The organism is Olsenella uli DSM 7084, assembly GCF_000143845.1.
Lineage (GTDB): Bacteria > Actinomycetota > Coriobacteriia > Coriobacteriales > Atopobiaceae > Olsenella > Olsenella uli.
The window spans coordinates 1587053-1601267 of the sequence record NC_014363.1 but is presented as its reverse complement, the minus strand read 5'-3'; the positions used below and the strand labels follow the sequence as shown (position 1 = coordinate 1601267).

The 14215-nt window shown below is 64.5% G+C and carries 12 protein-coding genes; 11 read left to right on the top strand and 1 reads right to left on the bottom strand.

Features of this window, described 5'->3' with window-relative positions; all coding sequences use genetic code 11:
* Positions 1-10: 10 nt before the first annotated feature.
* From OLSU_RS06955 to hisS, 10 genes are all read left to right on the top strand, one after another.
* Positions 11-643, top strand: a complete 633-nt coding sequence (locus OLSU_RS06955; RefSeq protein WP_013252245.1) for a DUF47 domain-containing protein — start codon at positions 11-13, stop codon at positions 641-643.
* Between the two features lie 72 nt (positions 644-715).
* The gene (locus OLSU_RS09155; RefSeq protein WP_013252244.1) at positions 716-1468 is read left to right on the top strand and encodes a 4'-phosphopantetheinyl transferase family protein; all 753 of its coding nucleotides are present in this window, start codon (positions 716-718) and stop codon (positions 1466-1468) included.
* A 503-nt stretch (positions 1469-1971) separates the two neighbouring features.
* The gene (nadA, locus tag OLSU_RS06945) at positions 1972-2991 is read left to right on the top strand and encodes a quinolinate synthase NadA (RefSeq protein WP_013252243.1); all 1020 of its coding nucleotides are present in this window, start codon (positions 1972-1974) and stop codon (positions 2989-2991) included.
* A gap of 54 nt (positions 2992-3045) precedes the next feature.
* Positions 3046-4377 (top strand): L-aspartate oxidase, encoded by a 1332-nt coding sequence (locus OLSU_RS06940; RefSeq protein WP_236697184.1) that lies wholly within the window; start codon positions 3046-3048, stop codon positions 4375-4377.
* Positions 4358-5221: a carboxylating nicotinate-nucleotide diphosphorylase gene (gene nadC / locus OLSU_RS06935; protein ID WP_013252241.1), complete on the top strand. Its 864-nt coding sequence runs from the start codon at positions 4358-4360 to the stop codon at positions 5219-5221. The genes OLSU_RS06940 and nadC overlap by 20 nt, the downstream gene beginning before the upstream one ends.
* Positions 5218-5832, top strand: a complete 615-nt coding sequence (locus OLSU_RS06930; protein ID WP_013252240.1) for a transcription repressor NadR — start codon at positions 5218-5220, stop codon at positions 5830-5832. The genes nadC and OLSU_RS06930 overlap by 4 nt, the downstream gene beginning before the upstream one ends.
* A 189-nt stretch (positions 5833-6021) precedes the next feature.
* Positions 6022-7053, top strand: a complete 1032-nt coding sequence (locus tag OLSU_RS06925) for a branched-chain amino acid aminotransferase (protein WP_013252239.1) — start codon at positions 6022-6024, stop codon at positions 7051-7053.
* Positions 7054-8033: 980 nt separating this feature from the next.
* Positions 8034-8504, top strand: a complete 471-nt coding sequence (locus OLSU_RS09920) for an oxamate carbamoyltransferase subunit AllH family protein (RefSeq protein ID WP_081439268.1) — start codon at positions 8034-8036, stop codon at positions 8502-8504.
* Between the two features lie 31 nt (positions 8505-8535).
* Positions 8536-9615, top strand: coding sequence for an ureidoglycolate dehydrogenase (gene allD / locus OLSU_RS06910; RefSeq protein ID WP_322785172.1), 1080 nt, complete (start codon positions 8536-8538; stop codon positions 9613-9615).
* A gap of 282 nt (positions 9616-9897) precedes the next feature.
* Positions 9898-11211: a histidine--tRNA ligase gene (gene hisS, locus OLSU_RS06905; protein WP_013252237.1), complete on the top strand. Its 1314-nt coding sequence runs from the start codon at positions 9898-9900 to the stop codon at positions 11209-11211.
* Positions 11212-11629: 418 nt separating this feature from the next.
* On the opposite strand, the gene OLSU_RS06900 is transcribed toward hisS, so the two are convergent.
* Positions 11630-13006 carry a Na+/H+ antiporter NhaC family protein gene (locus OLSU_RS06900; RefSeq protein ID WP_013252236.1) on the bottom strand — a complete coding sequence of 459 codons (1377 nt, stop codon included), beginning with the start codon at positions 13004-13006 and terminating at the stop codon, positions 11630-11632.
* Between the two features lie 244 nt (positions 13007-13250).
* Here OLSU_RS06900 and OLSU_RS06895 point away from each other — a divergent pair, with 244 nt between their 5' ends.
* Positions 13251-14213: a LysR family transcriptional regulator gene (locus OLSU_RS06895; protein WP_041548971.1), complete on the top strand. Its 963-nt coding sequence runs from the start codon at positions 13251-13253 to the stop codon at positions 14211-14213.
* Positions 14214-14215: the final 2 nt, after the last annotated feature.

The following is a 14215-nucleotide window of genomic DNA, read 5'->3' as shown; positions in this document are numbered from 1 at the left end:
GGAGCATCACATGGCACACGCCAAGAAAGAGGACGTCTTCTACACCCTGTTCAAGCAGTTTGGAGATGAGCTCGTCAGCGCCGCCGAGGACTATGACAAGCTAATCAACAGCTTCCCCGAGACGGACAGCCTCATCCCCATCATGAAGCTGCACGAGGACCGCTGTGACGAGTGCGTGAAGCAGATCATGCAGGAACTCTATTCCTCGTTCATTACGCCCTTCGATCGCAATGACATCTCTGAGCTAGCCCTCAAGCTCGACGACATCTGCGACAGCATGTCCGGTGTCGCCATCCGCCTGAACCTCTTCAACACCTCGGGCACCAACAGCAACGCCCGCCAGCTCGCCGACCTTGCGCTCGCGGCGGTGAGGGAGGTCAAGGAGATGCTGGACCACCTGCCCGAGTACAAGAAGGACCCCGAGGTCATGCGCAAGGCCATCTCCATCGGCCACATCGAGGACGAGGGCGATGCCGTCTACGAGAGTGCCCTCTATGGCCTCTTCCACTCCGAGAGCATCGACGATGCCCGCCGTGGACATGTCGTCGCGTGGCTGCGCATCTTCGATCGCATGGAGGGCACGCTTGACGCCTGCGACCACGCCGCCGGCGTCGTGCGCAGCATCGTGATGAAGAGCGCGTAACCCTCTGCTGACGCTGTGGGTGCTGCTGAGGTCAGGCTATACGTTCTGGACACTGCGCCTCTGGCCGCGCGCATGGGTGAGGCCCGTTCGGTCGTGGCGGGGCGCTACCGCCAGGCCTCCGAGGTCGGACCCGAGCGCAACCGGCTCGAGGAGCTGGGCTGTGGCCTTCTGCTGCGCTACGTCCTGGGCGTGCGTCACGATAGCGACCTGGCGTTTGGCGAGTTCGGCAAGCCGCGGCTGGCTAGGGCACGGCTGGCCAGAACGCGGCTGGCGAGATCATGGCGGGCTGCAGGGGAGGGCACCGCGACGCGCGCGGAAGCGGGGCGCGGGGATGCGGCTGGCACTGCATCCAGTGCCGAGAGTGACGCGGCGGGCGGTGTTGGCTCCAGGCTCGATGATGATGCTGCAGGTGGCATTGGCCTCGAGTTCAACCTCTCCAATGACGTGGGACTTGCGGTGCTTGCCGTGAGCGCTCGACCCATAGGGGTCGACATCGAGAACGTACCCGCGACCTACACGAGCCCCGTCGAGCTCGTCGCTCGTAAGTACTATAGCGAGGAGCAGCGGGCCCGGATTGGCGATGGCTCTGCGTATGACCAGCGTGTCGCTTGGGCACAGGCCTGGACGCGTATGGAGGCCATCCTCAAGGCAAGGGGCACGGGCTTTTCGCTCGACCCACGTAAGCATCCGGAGGCCTTGGATGGCTGGGAGCTGTGGAGCTGCGAGCGCGATGGCTGCGTGATCACGGTCGCGGTGGACGTTCCGTTTGAGGTGGAGCTACACGAAATCGGCGCTGACGCGGCACTTGATGCTCTGGGGCCATGATGCGCTGCCTTGGGTGGGCGTGACGCTCGAGTGCGAACACTGGATGTAACAAAATCGAGGGTTATGTGTGGATTAAAATATGTCTGTATCAAAAGTACATTTTTCAGTTATACGCCAGAGATATAGATATATTTTTTGATTATGATGTTTAGCAGGCATTTTGTATGGCACCCCGCATTGGCGAAACAGTGCCCGATGAGTTTGCTGTTCTGATGAGGCTCACTTGTGCCTCTAATCGAGCTGTCAAACACACATAACTGCCAATTTTGTTACATCCAGCATCTGCGCATCGAATTACGCTTGTCTTCCGCGCATCACGCCGTGCCTGGCCCCTGCATGTCGTGCCGCATCCAACTCCACGTAATAACCCCACGTACATGCATTGCATGTCACACCTCGCTCTTCCTACTGACAAGACAGATGACTTGTCAGTAGATGGGCATCGTGACATACTCTCCTCTCAACAACGTGCATCTAACGTGCACTCGGGGAGAGGGAGAGGCGTGGAGAAGTCGACGCATGCGGTCGTTGGAACGAACGAGCATGACGATGAGATGGGGCGCTACGAGCGAACGCTCGCTGCATACCAGCCCGTCGACCCAGCGACCCTGGGAGGCCTTGCCAAGCGGGTGGCCGAGCTCAAACACGAGCGCGATGCCGTGATCCTGGCGCACTACTACGTCCCGGCCGAGACCCAGGCGCTCGCCGACTATGTGGGCGACTCATTCTACCTGGCACGTCTTGCTCGTACGTTGGACTGCAAGACCATCGTCCTGGCCGGTGTCTCGTTCATGGCGCAGAGTGTCAAGCTCCTGAACCCCGAGCGCATGGTGCTCAACCCCGAACCGCGCGCGGATTGTCCCATGGCGCATATGGTCCGCAAGGCCGATGTTGATGCCGTCCGCAAGCGCTACGACGATCTGGCCGTCGTGTGCTACATCAACTCGACCGCCGAAATAAAGACATGGTCGGACGTGTGCGTGACCTCATCGAATGCCGTGAAGGTCGTGCGCGGGCTGCCCCAGCGCAACATTCTCTTCATTCCCGACATGAACCTGGGCCGTTACGTTGCCGAGCAGCTATCCGAGAAGAACTTCATCCTCAACCGCGGCTGGTGCCCCACCCATCAGCGCATCATCCCCGCAGAGGTCGAGGCCCTCGAGGTCGCCCATCCCGATGCCGAGGTCCTGGCACATCCCGAATGCAGCGAGGAGGTCCTGGGCGAGGCGGACTTCATCGGGTCGACCAAGCAGATCATAGAGCGCATAGCACAAAGCGACCGGCATGAGTTCATCGTGCTGACTGTCGTGGGCGTGGCGGCACAGATCGGCAGGCTTACCGAGGGGCAGGACAAGCGAATCTACTTCCCCCAGACCACACCCCTCTGTCCCAACATGGCGATGGTCACGCCCGACAAGGTCCTGCGTTCGCTCGAGCAAGGCCTGGGCGAGGTGCCCCTGCCCGCGAATGCCGATCGTGCAAACCAACCCCTCGAGCGCATGCTCGAGCTTGCCGCACGCTAGGGGAGGGCGATGGTGAGGCTGCAGTCAGGGGTTGCGCAACCGGGCGCTGTCCGGATGACGGTCATGGAGGCAGGCGCTGCCCAGACGGTGCCCATGTGGATGGATGCTGCGGAGGCGGCGGCCATGCAGACGGGAGTCGCGCGGGTGGGAGACAGGCTGACGTACGACGTCGTGATCGTGGGCTGTGGTGTCGCGGGGCTGTACGCGGCCCTGAACCTCCCACGCTCGCTCAGGGTCCTCATGCTCTGCAAGGAGGATGTAGCCAGCTGCGACTCCATGCTCGCCCAAGGCGGCATCTGCGTGATGCGCGACCATGACGACTACGGCCCCTGGTTCGACGACACCCTGCGGGCGGGGCATGGCGAGAACCGCGTGGAGTCCGTGGACGCAATGATCTGGTCCAGTCGCGACGTCATCGGCGACCTCATGCGCCTGGGCGTCCGCTTTGACCGTGACGAGACGGGTGCGCTGGACTACACCCGCGAGGGGGCTCACAGCCGCAAGCGCATCCTGCACCATGCGGACGTGACTGGCCGCGAGATCACGACCCGGCTCCTGGAACAGGTCCGCCAGCTGGGAAACGTGGCCATTTGGGAGGGAAGTCCCCTGGTTGACCTGTTGGTGGGGGGTGACGCCTGTGCGGGTGTCGTGGTCGAGCGGGACGCTGCCGGGAAGGGCGCATCCGAGGAGGCTGCGTCCGAGAGGGGCGCGGCCTCCCGCGTTGAGGTCCATGCGCATGACACCGTCCTGGCAACGGGCGGCGTCGGCGGCCTGTACGAGCACTCCACCAACTTCCGCAGCCTCACGGGCGATGGCTGTCGCGTGGCGGCGGCGCACGGCGTGGAGCTGGAGCACATGGACTACGTGCAGATCCATCCCACCACGCTCTACAGCACACGTCCCGGCCGTGCGTTTCTGATCTCGGAGTCCTGTCGCGGAGAGGGGGCGGTCCTTTTGGGGGCGGACGGTCGGCGATTCACGGACGAGCTCCAGCCACGCGACGTGGTCTCGGCGGCCATCCAGCGGCAGATGGCGAGGGAGGGCAGCAAGTACGTGCGTCTGTCCTTCTCGGCTGTGCCAGAGCAGGAGATCAAGACCCACTTTGGGAACATCTACGAGCACTGCCTGCGGGAGGGCTACGACATCTGCCGCGAGCCGATCCCCGTGGTGCCCGCCCAGCACTACCTCATGGGAGGAATCCGCGTGGACCAGGACTCACGGACCACCATGGACCACCTCTACGCCGCAGGCGAGACCAGCTGCAACGGCGTGCACGGAAGGAACCGTCTGGCCAGCAACTCCCTGCTCGAGAGCCTGGTCTTCGCGCGCCTGGCCGCGCGTGACATCGTCAGAAGGAGGCATCGCGATGGATCCCGTTACGCTTAGGCTGCAGGCGGAGCCGCTGATACTCTCTGCCCTGCGCGAGGACATCACCAGCGAGGACGTCTCGACGGCTGCCGTCATGCCCGAGGCCCGGCCCGGCCAGGTGCGCCTGATCGCCAAGCAGGAGGGCGTCATCTGCGGCCTCGACGTGTTCCTGCGCACGTTCCAGCTGCTCGACGCCGCGGCGACCCTTGCGCCTGCCGCTGGCGTCCGCGAGGGCGCCGAGGTCACGTGCGGCCAGGAGCTGGGCGTCCTTGCGGCCGACGTCCGGGCGCTCCTCTCTGGCGAACGCGTCGCCCTCAACTACCTGCAGCGCATGAGCGGCATCGCCACCAAGACGCGTCGCATGGCGACGCTTCTGGCAGCTAGCAAGACCCGACTGGTCGACACCCGCAAGACCTGCCCTAACATGCGCGTCTTCGAGAAGGAGGCCGTGCGCGTGGGTGGGGGCGGCAACCACCGCTTTAACCTGTCTGACGGCGTGATGCTCAAGGACAACCACATCGATGCGGCTGGGGGTGTCGCCGAGGCCATCCGCCTGGCCCGCGCCCACGCGCCCTTCGTCCGCAAGATAGAGGTGGAGGTGGAGAGCCTGCTCCAGGTCCGCGAGGCCGCAGATGCCGGTGCAGACATCATCATGCTCGACAACATGGATCACGACACCATGGCCCAGGCCATCGCGGTCATCGGTGGTCGTGCCCGGGTCGAGGCCTCGGGCAACGTGGACGAGGAGGGCCTGGCCGCACTGGCGGACCTCGGCGTGGACTACGTCTCGTCGGGGGCTCTGACGCACTCTGCCCCCATCCTGGACCTGAGCCTCAAGCACCTCGTGGTGCTCGACGCATGAGCGGGGACGCGGCTAACGCGGGCGTACGGGGCGCCATGGGCGTGGGTGGCATGCGCGAGGGACGCGTCGGCGGAGAGGAGCGCAGGCGGCTGGTCGTCGAGCGCCTGCGTGCGGCCAAGTCTCCCGTGCGTGGCAGTGACCTTGCGGCCGAGCAGGGCGTGAGCAGACAGGTCATCGTGCAGGACATCGCCCTGCTGCGCAGCGCCGGCGTCAATGTGGCCTCCACCAACCGTGGCTACGTGCTGGTGGAGGGCGGGGTGCCCGCCGCGTGCCGTCGCACGTTCAAGGTGCGCCACGGGGAGGACCGCATGGCCGACGAGCTCCGCCTCGTCGTGGACTTGGGTGGCACCGTCGAGGACGTCGTCGTGAACCATCGCACCTACGGGCGGGTGCGTGCCCCTTTGGGCATCGGCAGCCGTCGGGACATAGACCGCTTCGTGCGCGACCTGGCCACCAGCAAGTCGGCTCCCATCAGCCGCATCACCTCGGGCTACCACTTCCATCACGTGACGGCGCCGTCCGAGGAGATCCTGGACGAGATCGAGGACGCGCTCGGCTCGGGCGGCTACCTGGTCGAGCGCATGCCGTATGAGATGGGCGAGGACTTGTGAGGGTGCGTCCCCCGAACGTCGGGGTCGAATGCCAGGGTCGAAGCTCGGGGCGTGTGGGGCTGTGGTGCCGACGATGTTTCAGGCTTGTCTCGCGTGGGAGGGGCCCGTGTGGGCGGTAGTACACTCGCCCTGAACGTCGACATCTGCCGACGGGCGCACCGACCTCTTGCAAAGCGAAGGAGCATCTGCATGGAGAAGAAGGATCTGGACTGGGCCAATCTCTCGTTCGAGTACCAGCCGACCGACTACAGCTACGTGTCCAACTACAGGGACGGTGCCTGGGATGACGGCGCCCTCACCGCCGACCACTCCATCAGGCTCTCCGAGTGCGCGGGCATCCTCCACTACTGCCAGGAGGTCTTCGAGGGCCTCAAGGCCTACACCACCGAGAGCGGTGACGTCGTCTGCTTCCGTCCGGACCAGAACGCCCACCGCATGGCCGACTCCGCCCGTCGCATCGTGATGCCCCCCTTCCCCGAGGACCGCTTCGTCGACGCCGTCGAGAAGGTCGTGCGCGCCAACGCCGCCTGGGTCCCACCCTTCGGCTCGGGTGCCACGCTCTACATCCGTCCTCTCATGGTCGCCACGGGTGACGTCATCGGCGTCAAGCCGGCCGACGAGTACCAGTTCCGCATCCTCGTCACTCCCGTCGGCGCCTACTACAAGGGCGGTGTCAAGCCGGTCAAGGTCCAGGTCTCCCAATACGACCGCGCCGCCCCGCACGGCACCGGCAACATCAAGGCGGGCCTGAACTACGCCATGAGCCTCTATCCTTCCGTCGAGGCCCACGCCGCGGGCTACGCCGACAACATGTTCCTCGACCCCGAGACGCGCACCTATGTCGAGGAGTCCGGCGGTGCCAACTTCCTGTTCGTCGATAAGGACGGCAACCTGGTCGTCCCGCAGTCCGCGACCGACTCCATCCTGCCTTCCATCACGCGCCGCTCTCTGGTGGACGTGGCCGAGAGCTACTTGGGCATGAAGGTCATCCAGCGTCAGGTGCGCTTCGACGAGATCGACCAGTTCGTCGAGTGCGGCATGTGCGGCACCGCTGCCGTCATCTCGCCGGTGGGCGAGGTCGATGCCGCCGACAAGCAGGTCGTCTACGGCATGGACCACGTGGGCCCTGTGATGCAGAGATTGCGCGAGACCCTGACCGGCATCCAGTCCGGTGAGATCGAAGACAGGTTTGGCTGGGTCCACAAGATCGACGTGGAGTAGAACGTAGCACCAAGCAGGATCGCGACAGATGACGGACCTGTGGACGGCTGGTGGTCAACTGGCTGGACGGTTGGCAAGCTTTTGTGAGTCGCCGCCGGTCGGGTTTCGCACTACCTCGTCAGCCGTCCGTTTTCCGGACTCTTCTGGATGGCTGGGTAGTTTTTGTGAAAAGTTTTGCAACTATTTTCACAAAAGTTCTCTAGCCGTCCAAGAACGGTCCTATCCGTGGATGCGTGGCGAGCTTTTGTGAAAAAGGCCTTGTGACGACTCACAAAAGTTCCCCTGCCGTCCACGGGACCGCCAAAGATGGATGCGAGAAGAACTTCTGTGAGCCGGAATCGGGTTGGCAGGCTACCTTAGGCTGACCAGCCAGCGGATCCGATCAGCGTCCTTGCCGTGTGTCTCGACCCAAGCTGACTGACAGTTTTGCCTCGTTGTGCGTGACGAGTCCAGCGTCGTACTGCAGCGAGGCGTCGAGGCATCGTATCAATCCGACAAGGAGCGCGTGGCCCTGGCCCATCCCTCACGCCGGGCGACGGCGGAGAACGAGAAGCCGTCGGGGCAGTGGTGCGACTGCGTGTACTCGAACATAACGCCCTCCCCAGGAGGGGTCCCTCGTCTACCTCGGTGGGTTCGGCAGTCCTCTTTCCTGCGTGGGGGCACAGCTTCCGGCACCGACTCTGGGCCGCGCGATGCGTCTTGTGGAGCCTGGTGACGATGTGCTCTTCTCGGACGAAAGGGCCTCCTTCTTCAGGAATGGTGCTCCTGTGGCGACCGTGAGCCTGCACGAGGCACAGGAGGTTGATCTCCGTCTTTCCGGGCCGTTGCCAGATATCGCCCTCGCTCACCTTGCTCGGTCGCTTGCCTGCGCCGATGTCGGGTTTGGTGTGGGTCTCGAGCCAGATGAGAACCTTCGGTGCGTGCTCAGGTAACTTTCCGGGTCCACAACGGACGGCTGGCCCGCTGCGGTCCGCTGGCTCCTGGGGAGGGGTCCTGGCCTCACGCCCTCGGGGGACGATATACTCTGCGGGTTTGGTGTCGGGCTTCTCGTGCGTGGGGAGGCGGGTGCCCACGAGGTGCTCTGTACCTCTATGCGTGACGCCCGCAGGGTCCGCAGGACCACGTACGTGAGCGAGGCGTACCTTGACGCTATGGCAGAGGGATATGCGAACGAGGGGGTGCTGGACCTCTTGCGTGCGGCGGGGGAAGGCGACGCCCTCGGGGGCTTCATCGCCCGTGTCCGTGACTACGGGCATACCTCTGGGTGTGACACGCTCCTAGGACTTGCCCTCGCCCTGGGCAGGGGAAGGAGTGCGCCAGAGGGCGACGTGCGAATGGGGTGGGGGCTGGTCCAGGGTGCTGGAGTTCGACGTGGCACCCCTGCCGTCTCGTTCGAGAGAATCGGCGTAACTGGTCGTAGCGCCGGGGGCAGCCCAGCGCCAAGGCCATAAGGGCGAAGGGCGCAGTCAGTTCAGCGTTTCCATGTCAGATGTCAGAAAGGCGGTTGCCATGTTGGTGCGGCGCGAGGAACTCAAGGAACTCATGAAGAGGAAGCTGATGGTAGGAGGCCTTCACGAGGATCATGCCGACCAGACTGCGGAGGTCCTTACCTGGTCTTCCGAACGGGGCTTGCACAGCCATGGTGAGGTACGTGTCGAATACTACACCGAACGCATTTACAAGGGCGGTATCAATGTGGATCCCAAGTGGTCTTGGGAGCAGACCGGCCCCTGCACCGGTGTCGTGGACGGTGACAACGGCTGTGGATACCCGTTTGCGATCTTGGGACTCGAGAAGGCCATGGGGCTTGCGAAGGAGAATGGTATCGGCGTCGTGGGCGTGCGCCGTGTGTCGCACACGGGCGCCCTTGGCTACTATACCGAGATGGCTGCGAAGGGTGACCTGTGCTGTCTCACCATGTGCCAGTCCGATCCGATGGTGATCCCGTATGGTGGCGCGGAGCCCTTCTACGGTACCAATCCCATCGCTTTTGGTGCGCCGACGGCAGACGAGCGTTTCGTCAACTTTGACATGGCGACGACCGTGCAGGCTCGGGGAAAGATTCTTGACGCGAAGAGCGCCGGCCGCTTCATACCCGATGACTGGGCGGTGGACGTGGAGGGCAACCCTGTCACCGATCCTCACGAGGTGAATGCTCTGCGCGCCATTGCCGGACCCAAGGGATACGGTCTCATGATGATGGTGGACATCCTCTCCGGGGTGCTGCTCGGCGTGCCTTCGGGCAAGAACGTCTCTTCCATGTACCACGACCTCTCCGAAGGTCGCGACCTCGGTCATCTGCACATCGTCATCGATCCGTCGCGCTTTGTGGGTCTGGAAGAGTTCAAGGAGCAGATGAGCCAGACCCTCGACGAGCTTGGCGCCGTCAGGCCTGCCCCGGGCTACGACAAGGTCTACTACCCGGGGGAGCGGGCGCTCATCCGCAAGGCGAAGTGCGATGCGGCGGGTGGCATCGAGATAGTCGACAGCATCTACGACTACCTCGTCTCCGACAAACTTTGGATTCATGACTGGGATCACAGGAACCGTTTTGCAGAGTGAGTGAGGGGACACCCCTTGAAGTGCAGGGGCTGTCCCTCGGACAAGCGGGCGGGGATTATCCCCGCCCGCTGGGTAGCGCCTGGCATGTCCGTCCGTCATCACCTGCGGGGGCGCTTGGATGGTCAGGCCCGATCCTGTCCGAGCCAGGGCTTTCGAGCAGATGGCCGAGCTTGTGCCTGGGCCCGTCCCTGTCGTTCGCGAACTTCGCGGCTGGGCTGCATGTGTTGTAGGGTGTCAGGGCGCTATACTCCCTAGGACACCTACGGACGCAGGGGAGCTTTCATGGCACAGAGGATCCAGGGGACCGAGGACCTGTTCGGCGGCTACATGCGCGCCTGGCAGCACATGCAGGACGTTGCCCGCGAACTGCTTGGCACGTACGGCTTCGACATGATCGAGACGCCGGCGATCGAGCAGGTGGACACCTTCGTACATGGCATCGGCGCGTCCACGGACGTCGTCCGCAAGGAGATGTTCCGCGTGTTCTCCGGCGCCCTGATGGAGCGTCTGCTTGAGTCAGGCAGCGAGGGCGGCCTCAAGGCAAAGCAGCGCATGGCCATGCGCCCCGAGGGCACGGCCGGCGTGGTGCGCGCTGCGGTGGAGAACAACTTCGTCCCGCAGGGCGGGGCTCCCGCCAAGCTCTGGTACGCCGGGGCGATGTTCCGCGGCGAGCGTCCGCAGAAGGGTCGCCTGCGCCAGTTCCACCAGGTGGGCGTCGAATGGCTGGGTGCCTCCGACCCCGCGGCCGATGCCGAGTCCATCATCATGCTGATGGAGTTCTACAAGCGTCTGGGCTTCCCGGCCGAGCGGCTCCAGCTGCGCATCAACTCGATGGGTGATGCCGAGTGTCGCCCCGCCTACCGCGCGTCCGTGCGCCAGTTCATCCTGGACCATGCTGACGAGATGTGCGAGGACTGCCTCGAGCGTGCGGAGATCAACCCGCTGCGCGCCTTCGACTGCAAGAACGACCGCTGCCGCGAGGTCATGGCCACCGCACCCCTTGCCAAGGACAACCTCTGCGACGGATGCGCGATCCACTATGCCAAGGTCAAGCAGTACCTGGACGAGGCGGGTGTCACCTACGTCGAGGACCCCACGCTGGTTCGTGGCCTGGACTACTACACCCGTACCGTCTTCGAGGTTGAGTGCGAGGGCTCGCGCGTGGGTGCTATCGGCGGTGGCGGTCGCTACGACGGCCTGATGGAGCTCGAGGGCGGCAAGCCCACCCCGGGCATCGGCTTCGCCGTGGGCTTCGAGCGCATGTGCCTGGCGCTGCGGTCGCTTGGCGTGGACGTCGAGGGTGAGGACCCGGGGTGCGTGTACGTAGCCTGTACCTCTGCGGCCGAGAGGGACGCGGTCTTCTCGGCCACGCTTGCGCTGCGCGGGGCTGGCGTCCGCACCGAGGCCGACTACCAGGGGCGCTCGCTCAAGTCCCAGTTCAAGCAGGCGGACAAGCTGGGTGCCCGTCTCTGTGTGGTGCTGGGCTCCGACGAGATCGCTGCGGGTGTGGCGACGTTGCGCGACATGCGAACCCACGAGCAGGGGCGGGTCCCCATGGGCGAGCTTGCCGCGCGCGTTGTCGAGAAGCTGGGGTAGAGAGGTGCGTTGCGCTATGGCGTAGCCCTTCGCGCGTGGCGCTGAGGTTGGCGGTGGACTAGCGCGGCTGCCGTGGCAGTCCGTTCACGCAAGTTTCCCTGCCATCCACTTTTGCGGTCCATGTGGATGTCTGGAGAGTTATTGTGAAAGTTTTTTTAACCACTTTCACAGTACTTCTCCACACGTCCGCTAGATGGTCCCTTGCTGGACATCAGAGAAGCTATTGTGAGTGAGGTCCAGAGCACCGCTCACAATAGCTTCTCTCCCATCCCAAGGGCCCTGAAAAGTGGACCGCTGGGGAAGAAGTGTGAGATTCTCCCCACAGCCACTCACAATATCTCGCCTGCCGTCCGTACGCTGTATCTCGCCTGCCGTCCGCGTGCTGCACCTCCATGCCGTCCGCTTCCGGCGGTCCCTGTCACCCGCTCGCGTCGTCACGGGCGTCATCACGGGCGTCCAGACCCAGCAGCCTCCCGCACCTGCCATGGACGAACGCAGGATGACGGTGCTGGTAGACGGATACGGCCAGTGTCCAGAGCGGAATGAGATAGCAGAGGCAGTTGAAGGCGACCGACGTCAGCGGCATGCCCACGAACGCGATGATGCCGATGCATGAGGTGGACCAAGGGATGACCGCCGGTATGATCGCCGCGCTGTTCTCGAGGTCCAGGGCCAGTGCGCTCCCGCCGCGCTCGGTGTCCGCGCAGAGCTGGGCCGTGAGCATGAGCGCGACAACCTGGTCACAGGCTACGGCACAGGTCACGATGCTCGTCACGAGCACGCTCGCGAATGGCGTGGCACCCCGCGCGACCCTGTTCACGAATTCCGTGAGGCCCAGCAGCAACCCCGTGCCCTCGAAGATGCCGGCATAGGTCGAGGCCATCGCGACGATCAGGATGATGTCGATCATCGAGGCGATCCCCCCGCCGTTGACCATGCGCGCGATTGCGAGGTTTTGGCTGTGGTAGCCAAAGACCAGCATGTTCGGGATCTGCTCCAGGGGCATGTGCTGCACCAGGGTGCAGATGGCAAGCGCGCATCCCAGGCTGGCGAGCAGAGTCCTCGTCACGTTCACCCGCGCGAGGGAGAGAGTCAGGACCACGAGCGTCGGCAGGATCGTGACCCACGAGAGATCGAAGCTTGCGGCGAAGGATCCCCGAAACGAGGGCGCCATGCCCGTACCGCCCGAACTCACGCCCAAAGTGACATAGACGACGCAACTCAGCGCGAACGGGATCGCCCCGATGCGGATCATGCGCCGCACGTTGTCGAACACATGCGTATGGGTGAGGGTGGCCACGAGATTGGCCGTACTTGACAGGGGAGAGCAGCGGTCGCCCACGAACGAGCCGCTTAGGACGGCCCCTCCCACCAGTGCCATGTCGGCCCTCATGGCGCCTGCGATGGCCACGCAGATGACCCCTACGGTCGCTGCGGCCGCAAACGAGCTCCCTGTCAGCATGGACATGGCGGCACACAGCAGAAACGATGCGATGACCAAGGTCCTGGGGTTCACCATCTGTACGGACCAGCAGGTGATGGCAGGAATGGTACCCGACGCACGCCAGCTTGCGGTCAGGGCCCCTATGAGCACGAACATCCCAAGTACCGGGATGGCCGTGCGGGGGCCTTGCAGCACCATGCGCGCAATCTCGCGTATGCCGTGACCGCGGTAGACGGCATAGGCGCAGAACAGCAGCAGTCCCAAGGCCAACAGCGCGAGCAGTGGCACGCCCGCGATGACGCCACCGACGAGCATCGCCGCGAAGAGCACAAGCACTGCCGACTCGACCATGCGACATTCCTCTCGTCCGCATGCACGGACATTGGTGTGTGGACGCCGACCTGAGGGCGCCGACGGAGCGTTTGCCCAAGCAAGTAATCTATGCATGCCCTCATAAGGGGTCCAACTGTTATATTCGGTATTGATCACAGGATCTGTTGGTAATCTGAGTTCCTCTCAGTAGGAGGTGCTCCCGTGCCAAGACCCTCCGCAGGGCGGGCCTTGCGCCAGAGCTCGCTGGGCGATCGGGGCTGTCGTGAACTTCCAGAGCATGGACTACTTCATAGCGGTGGCGGAGGAGAGGAGCTTCACCCATGCTGCCAGGCGCCTTTCCGTCACCCAGCAGACGCTCTCGGCCCATATCGCGGGCGTCGAGCGCGAGCTGGGCGTGCGCCTGGTGAATCGTCGGGTCCCGCTGACGCTTACCTACGCCGGCCACGAGTTCCTCTCGTATGCCCGCAGGTTCCAGGCGGAGCACCGTGCCATGAGACAGGAGTTCCGCGACATATCGGGAGACGAGCGCGGCCTTCTGGGCGTCGGTGTGGCCTCCACGCGCGGCCGCATGATCATGCCGCGGGCGCTCTCGGTGTTCCAGGAGGCACATCCGGGCGTCAACGTGCTCTTGCACGAGGAGGAGAACGCCGTGCTCATCGAGCTTCTGAGGGAGGGCCGCGTCGACGTGATCGTGGCGAGCGTGCCCGAGGACGAGCCGGGCTTCGTCGTGCGCGAGCTCTATCACGAGCGCGTGGTGCTGCTGGCGACGGATGACCTCCTGCGCAGGGCGTGCGACGACCCTGCCGCCGCCGTCGCCGAAGTCGAGCGCACGGGCAGCCTGGCCCCGCTCTCGGCGTGCCCGTTCATGCTGTTGGGTCAGGGAGACGAGCCCGGCGACCTCTCGCGGCGCATACTCGCGGCATCGGGCGTCTCGCCGTGGGAGCGCGTGCGCTCGCGAAACTCCGAGACGCTGGTCGACCTCGCCGCGCGCGGGGTCGGGGCCTGCTTCGTGCCGTATGACCTTGCGAGCAGCGTGCTGGCCGTCGGGGGCGGCGGCGCGCGCGGCCTGCGCGCCATCGGCCTGGGTCCCGAAGCCCAGATCTCCATCAGCGTGGCATGGCGCGCCGCTCCCCATGTCTGGAGCGTGATCGAGTCATTCTGCGAACTGCTGGACGAGCAGCTCTCCGACGACGCGGTGCGTCTGGCGCACCGGGGGAGGACCTGAGC

What these genes read in the sequence shown, in the direction of transcription:
- OLSU_RS06940 (WP_236697184.1), top strand. Translation starts at nt 3,046, where the DNA reads ATGACGGTCATGGAGGCAGGCGCTGCCCAGACGGTGCCCATGTGGATG.
- OLSU_RS09155 (WP_013252244.1), top strand. Translation starts at nt 716, where the DNA reads ATGGGTGAGGCCCGTTCGGTCGTGGCGGGGCGCTACCGCCAGGCCTCC.
- OLSU_RS06925 (WP_013252239.1), top strand. Translation starts at nt 6,022, where the DNA reads ATGGAGAAGAAGGATCTGGACTGGGCCAATCTCTCGTTCGAGTACCAG.
- OLSU_RS06900 (WP_013252236.1), bottom strand. Translation starts at nt 13,006, where the DNA reads ATGGTCGAGTCGGCAGTGCTTGTGCTCTTCGCGGCGATGCTCGTCGGT.
- OLSU_RS06930 (WP_013252240.1), top strand. Translation starts at nt 5,218, where the DNA reads ATGAGCGGGGACGCGGCTAACGCGGGCGTACGGGGCGCCATGGGCGTG.
- allD (WP_322785172.1), top strand. Translation starts at nt 8,536, where the DNA reads ATGTCAGATGTCAGAAAGGCGGTTGCCATGTTGGTGCGGCGCGAGGAA.
- nadC (WP_013252241.1), top strand. Translation starts at nt 4,358, where the DNA reads ATGGATCCCGTTACGCTTAGGCTGCAGGCGGAGCCGCTGATACTCTCT.
- OLSU_RS06955 (WP_013252245.1), top strand. Translation starts at nt 11, where the DNA reads ATGGCACACGCCAAGAAAGAGGACGTCTTCTACACCCTGTTCAAGCAG.
- hisS (WP_013252237.1), top strand. Translation starts at nt 9,898, where the DNA reads ATGGCACAGAGGATCCAGGGGACCGAGGACCTGTTCGGCGGCTACATG.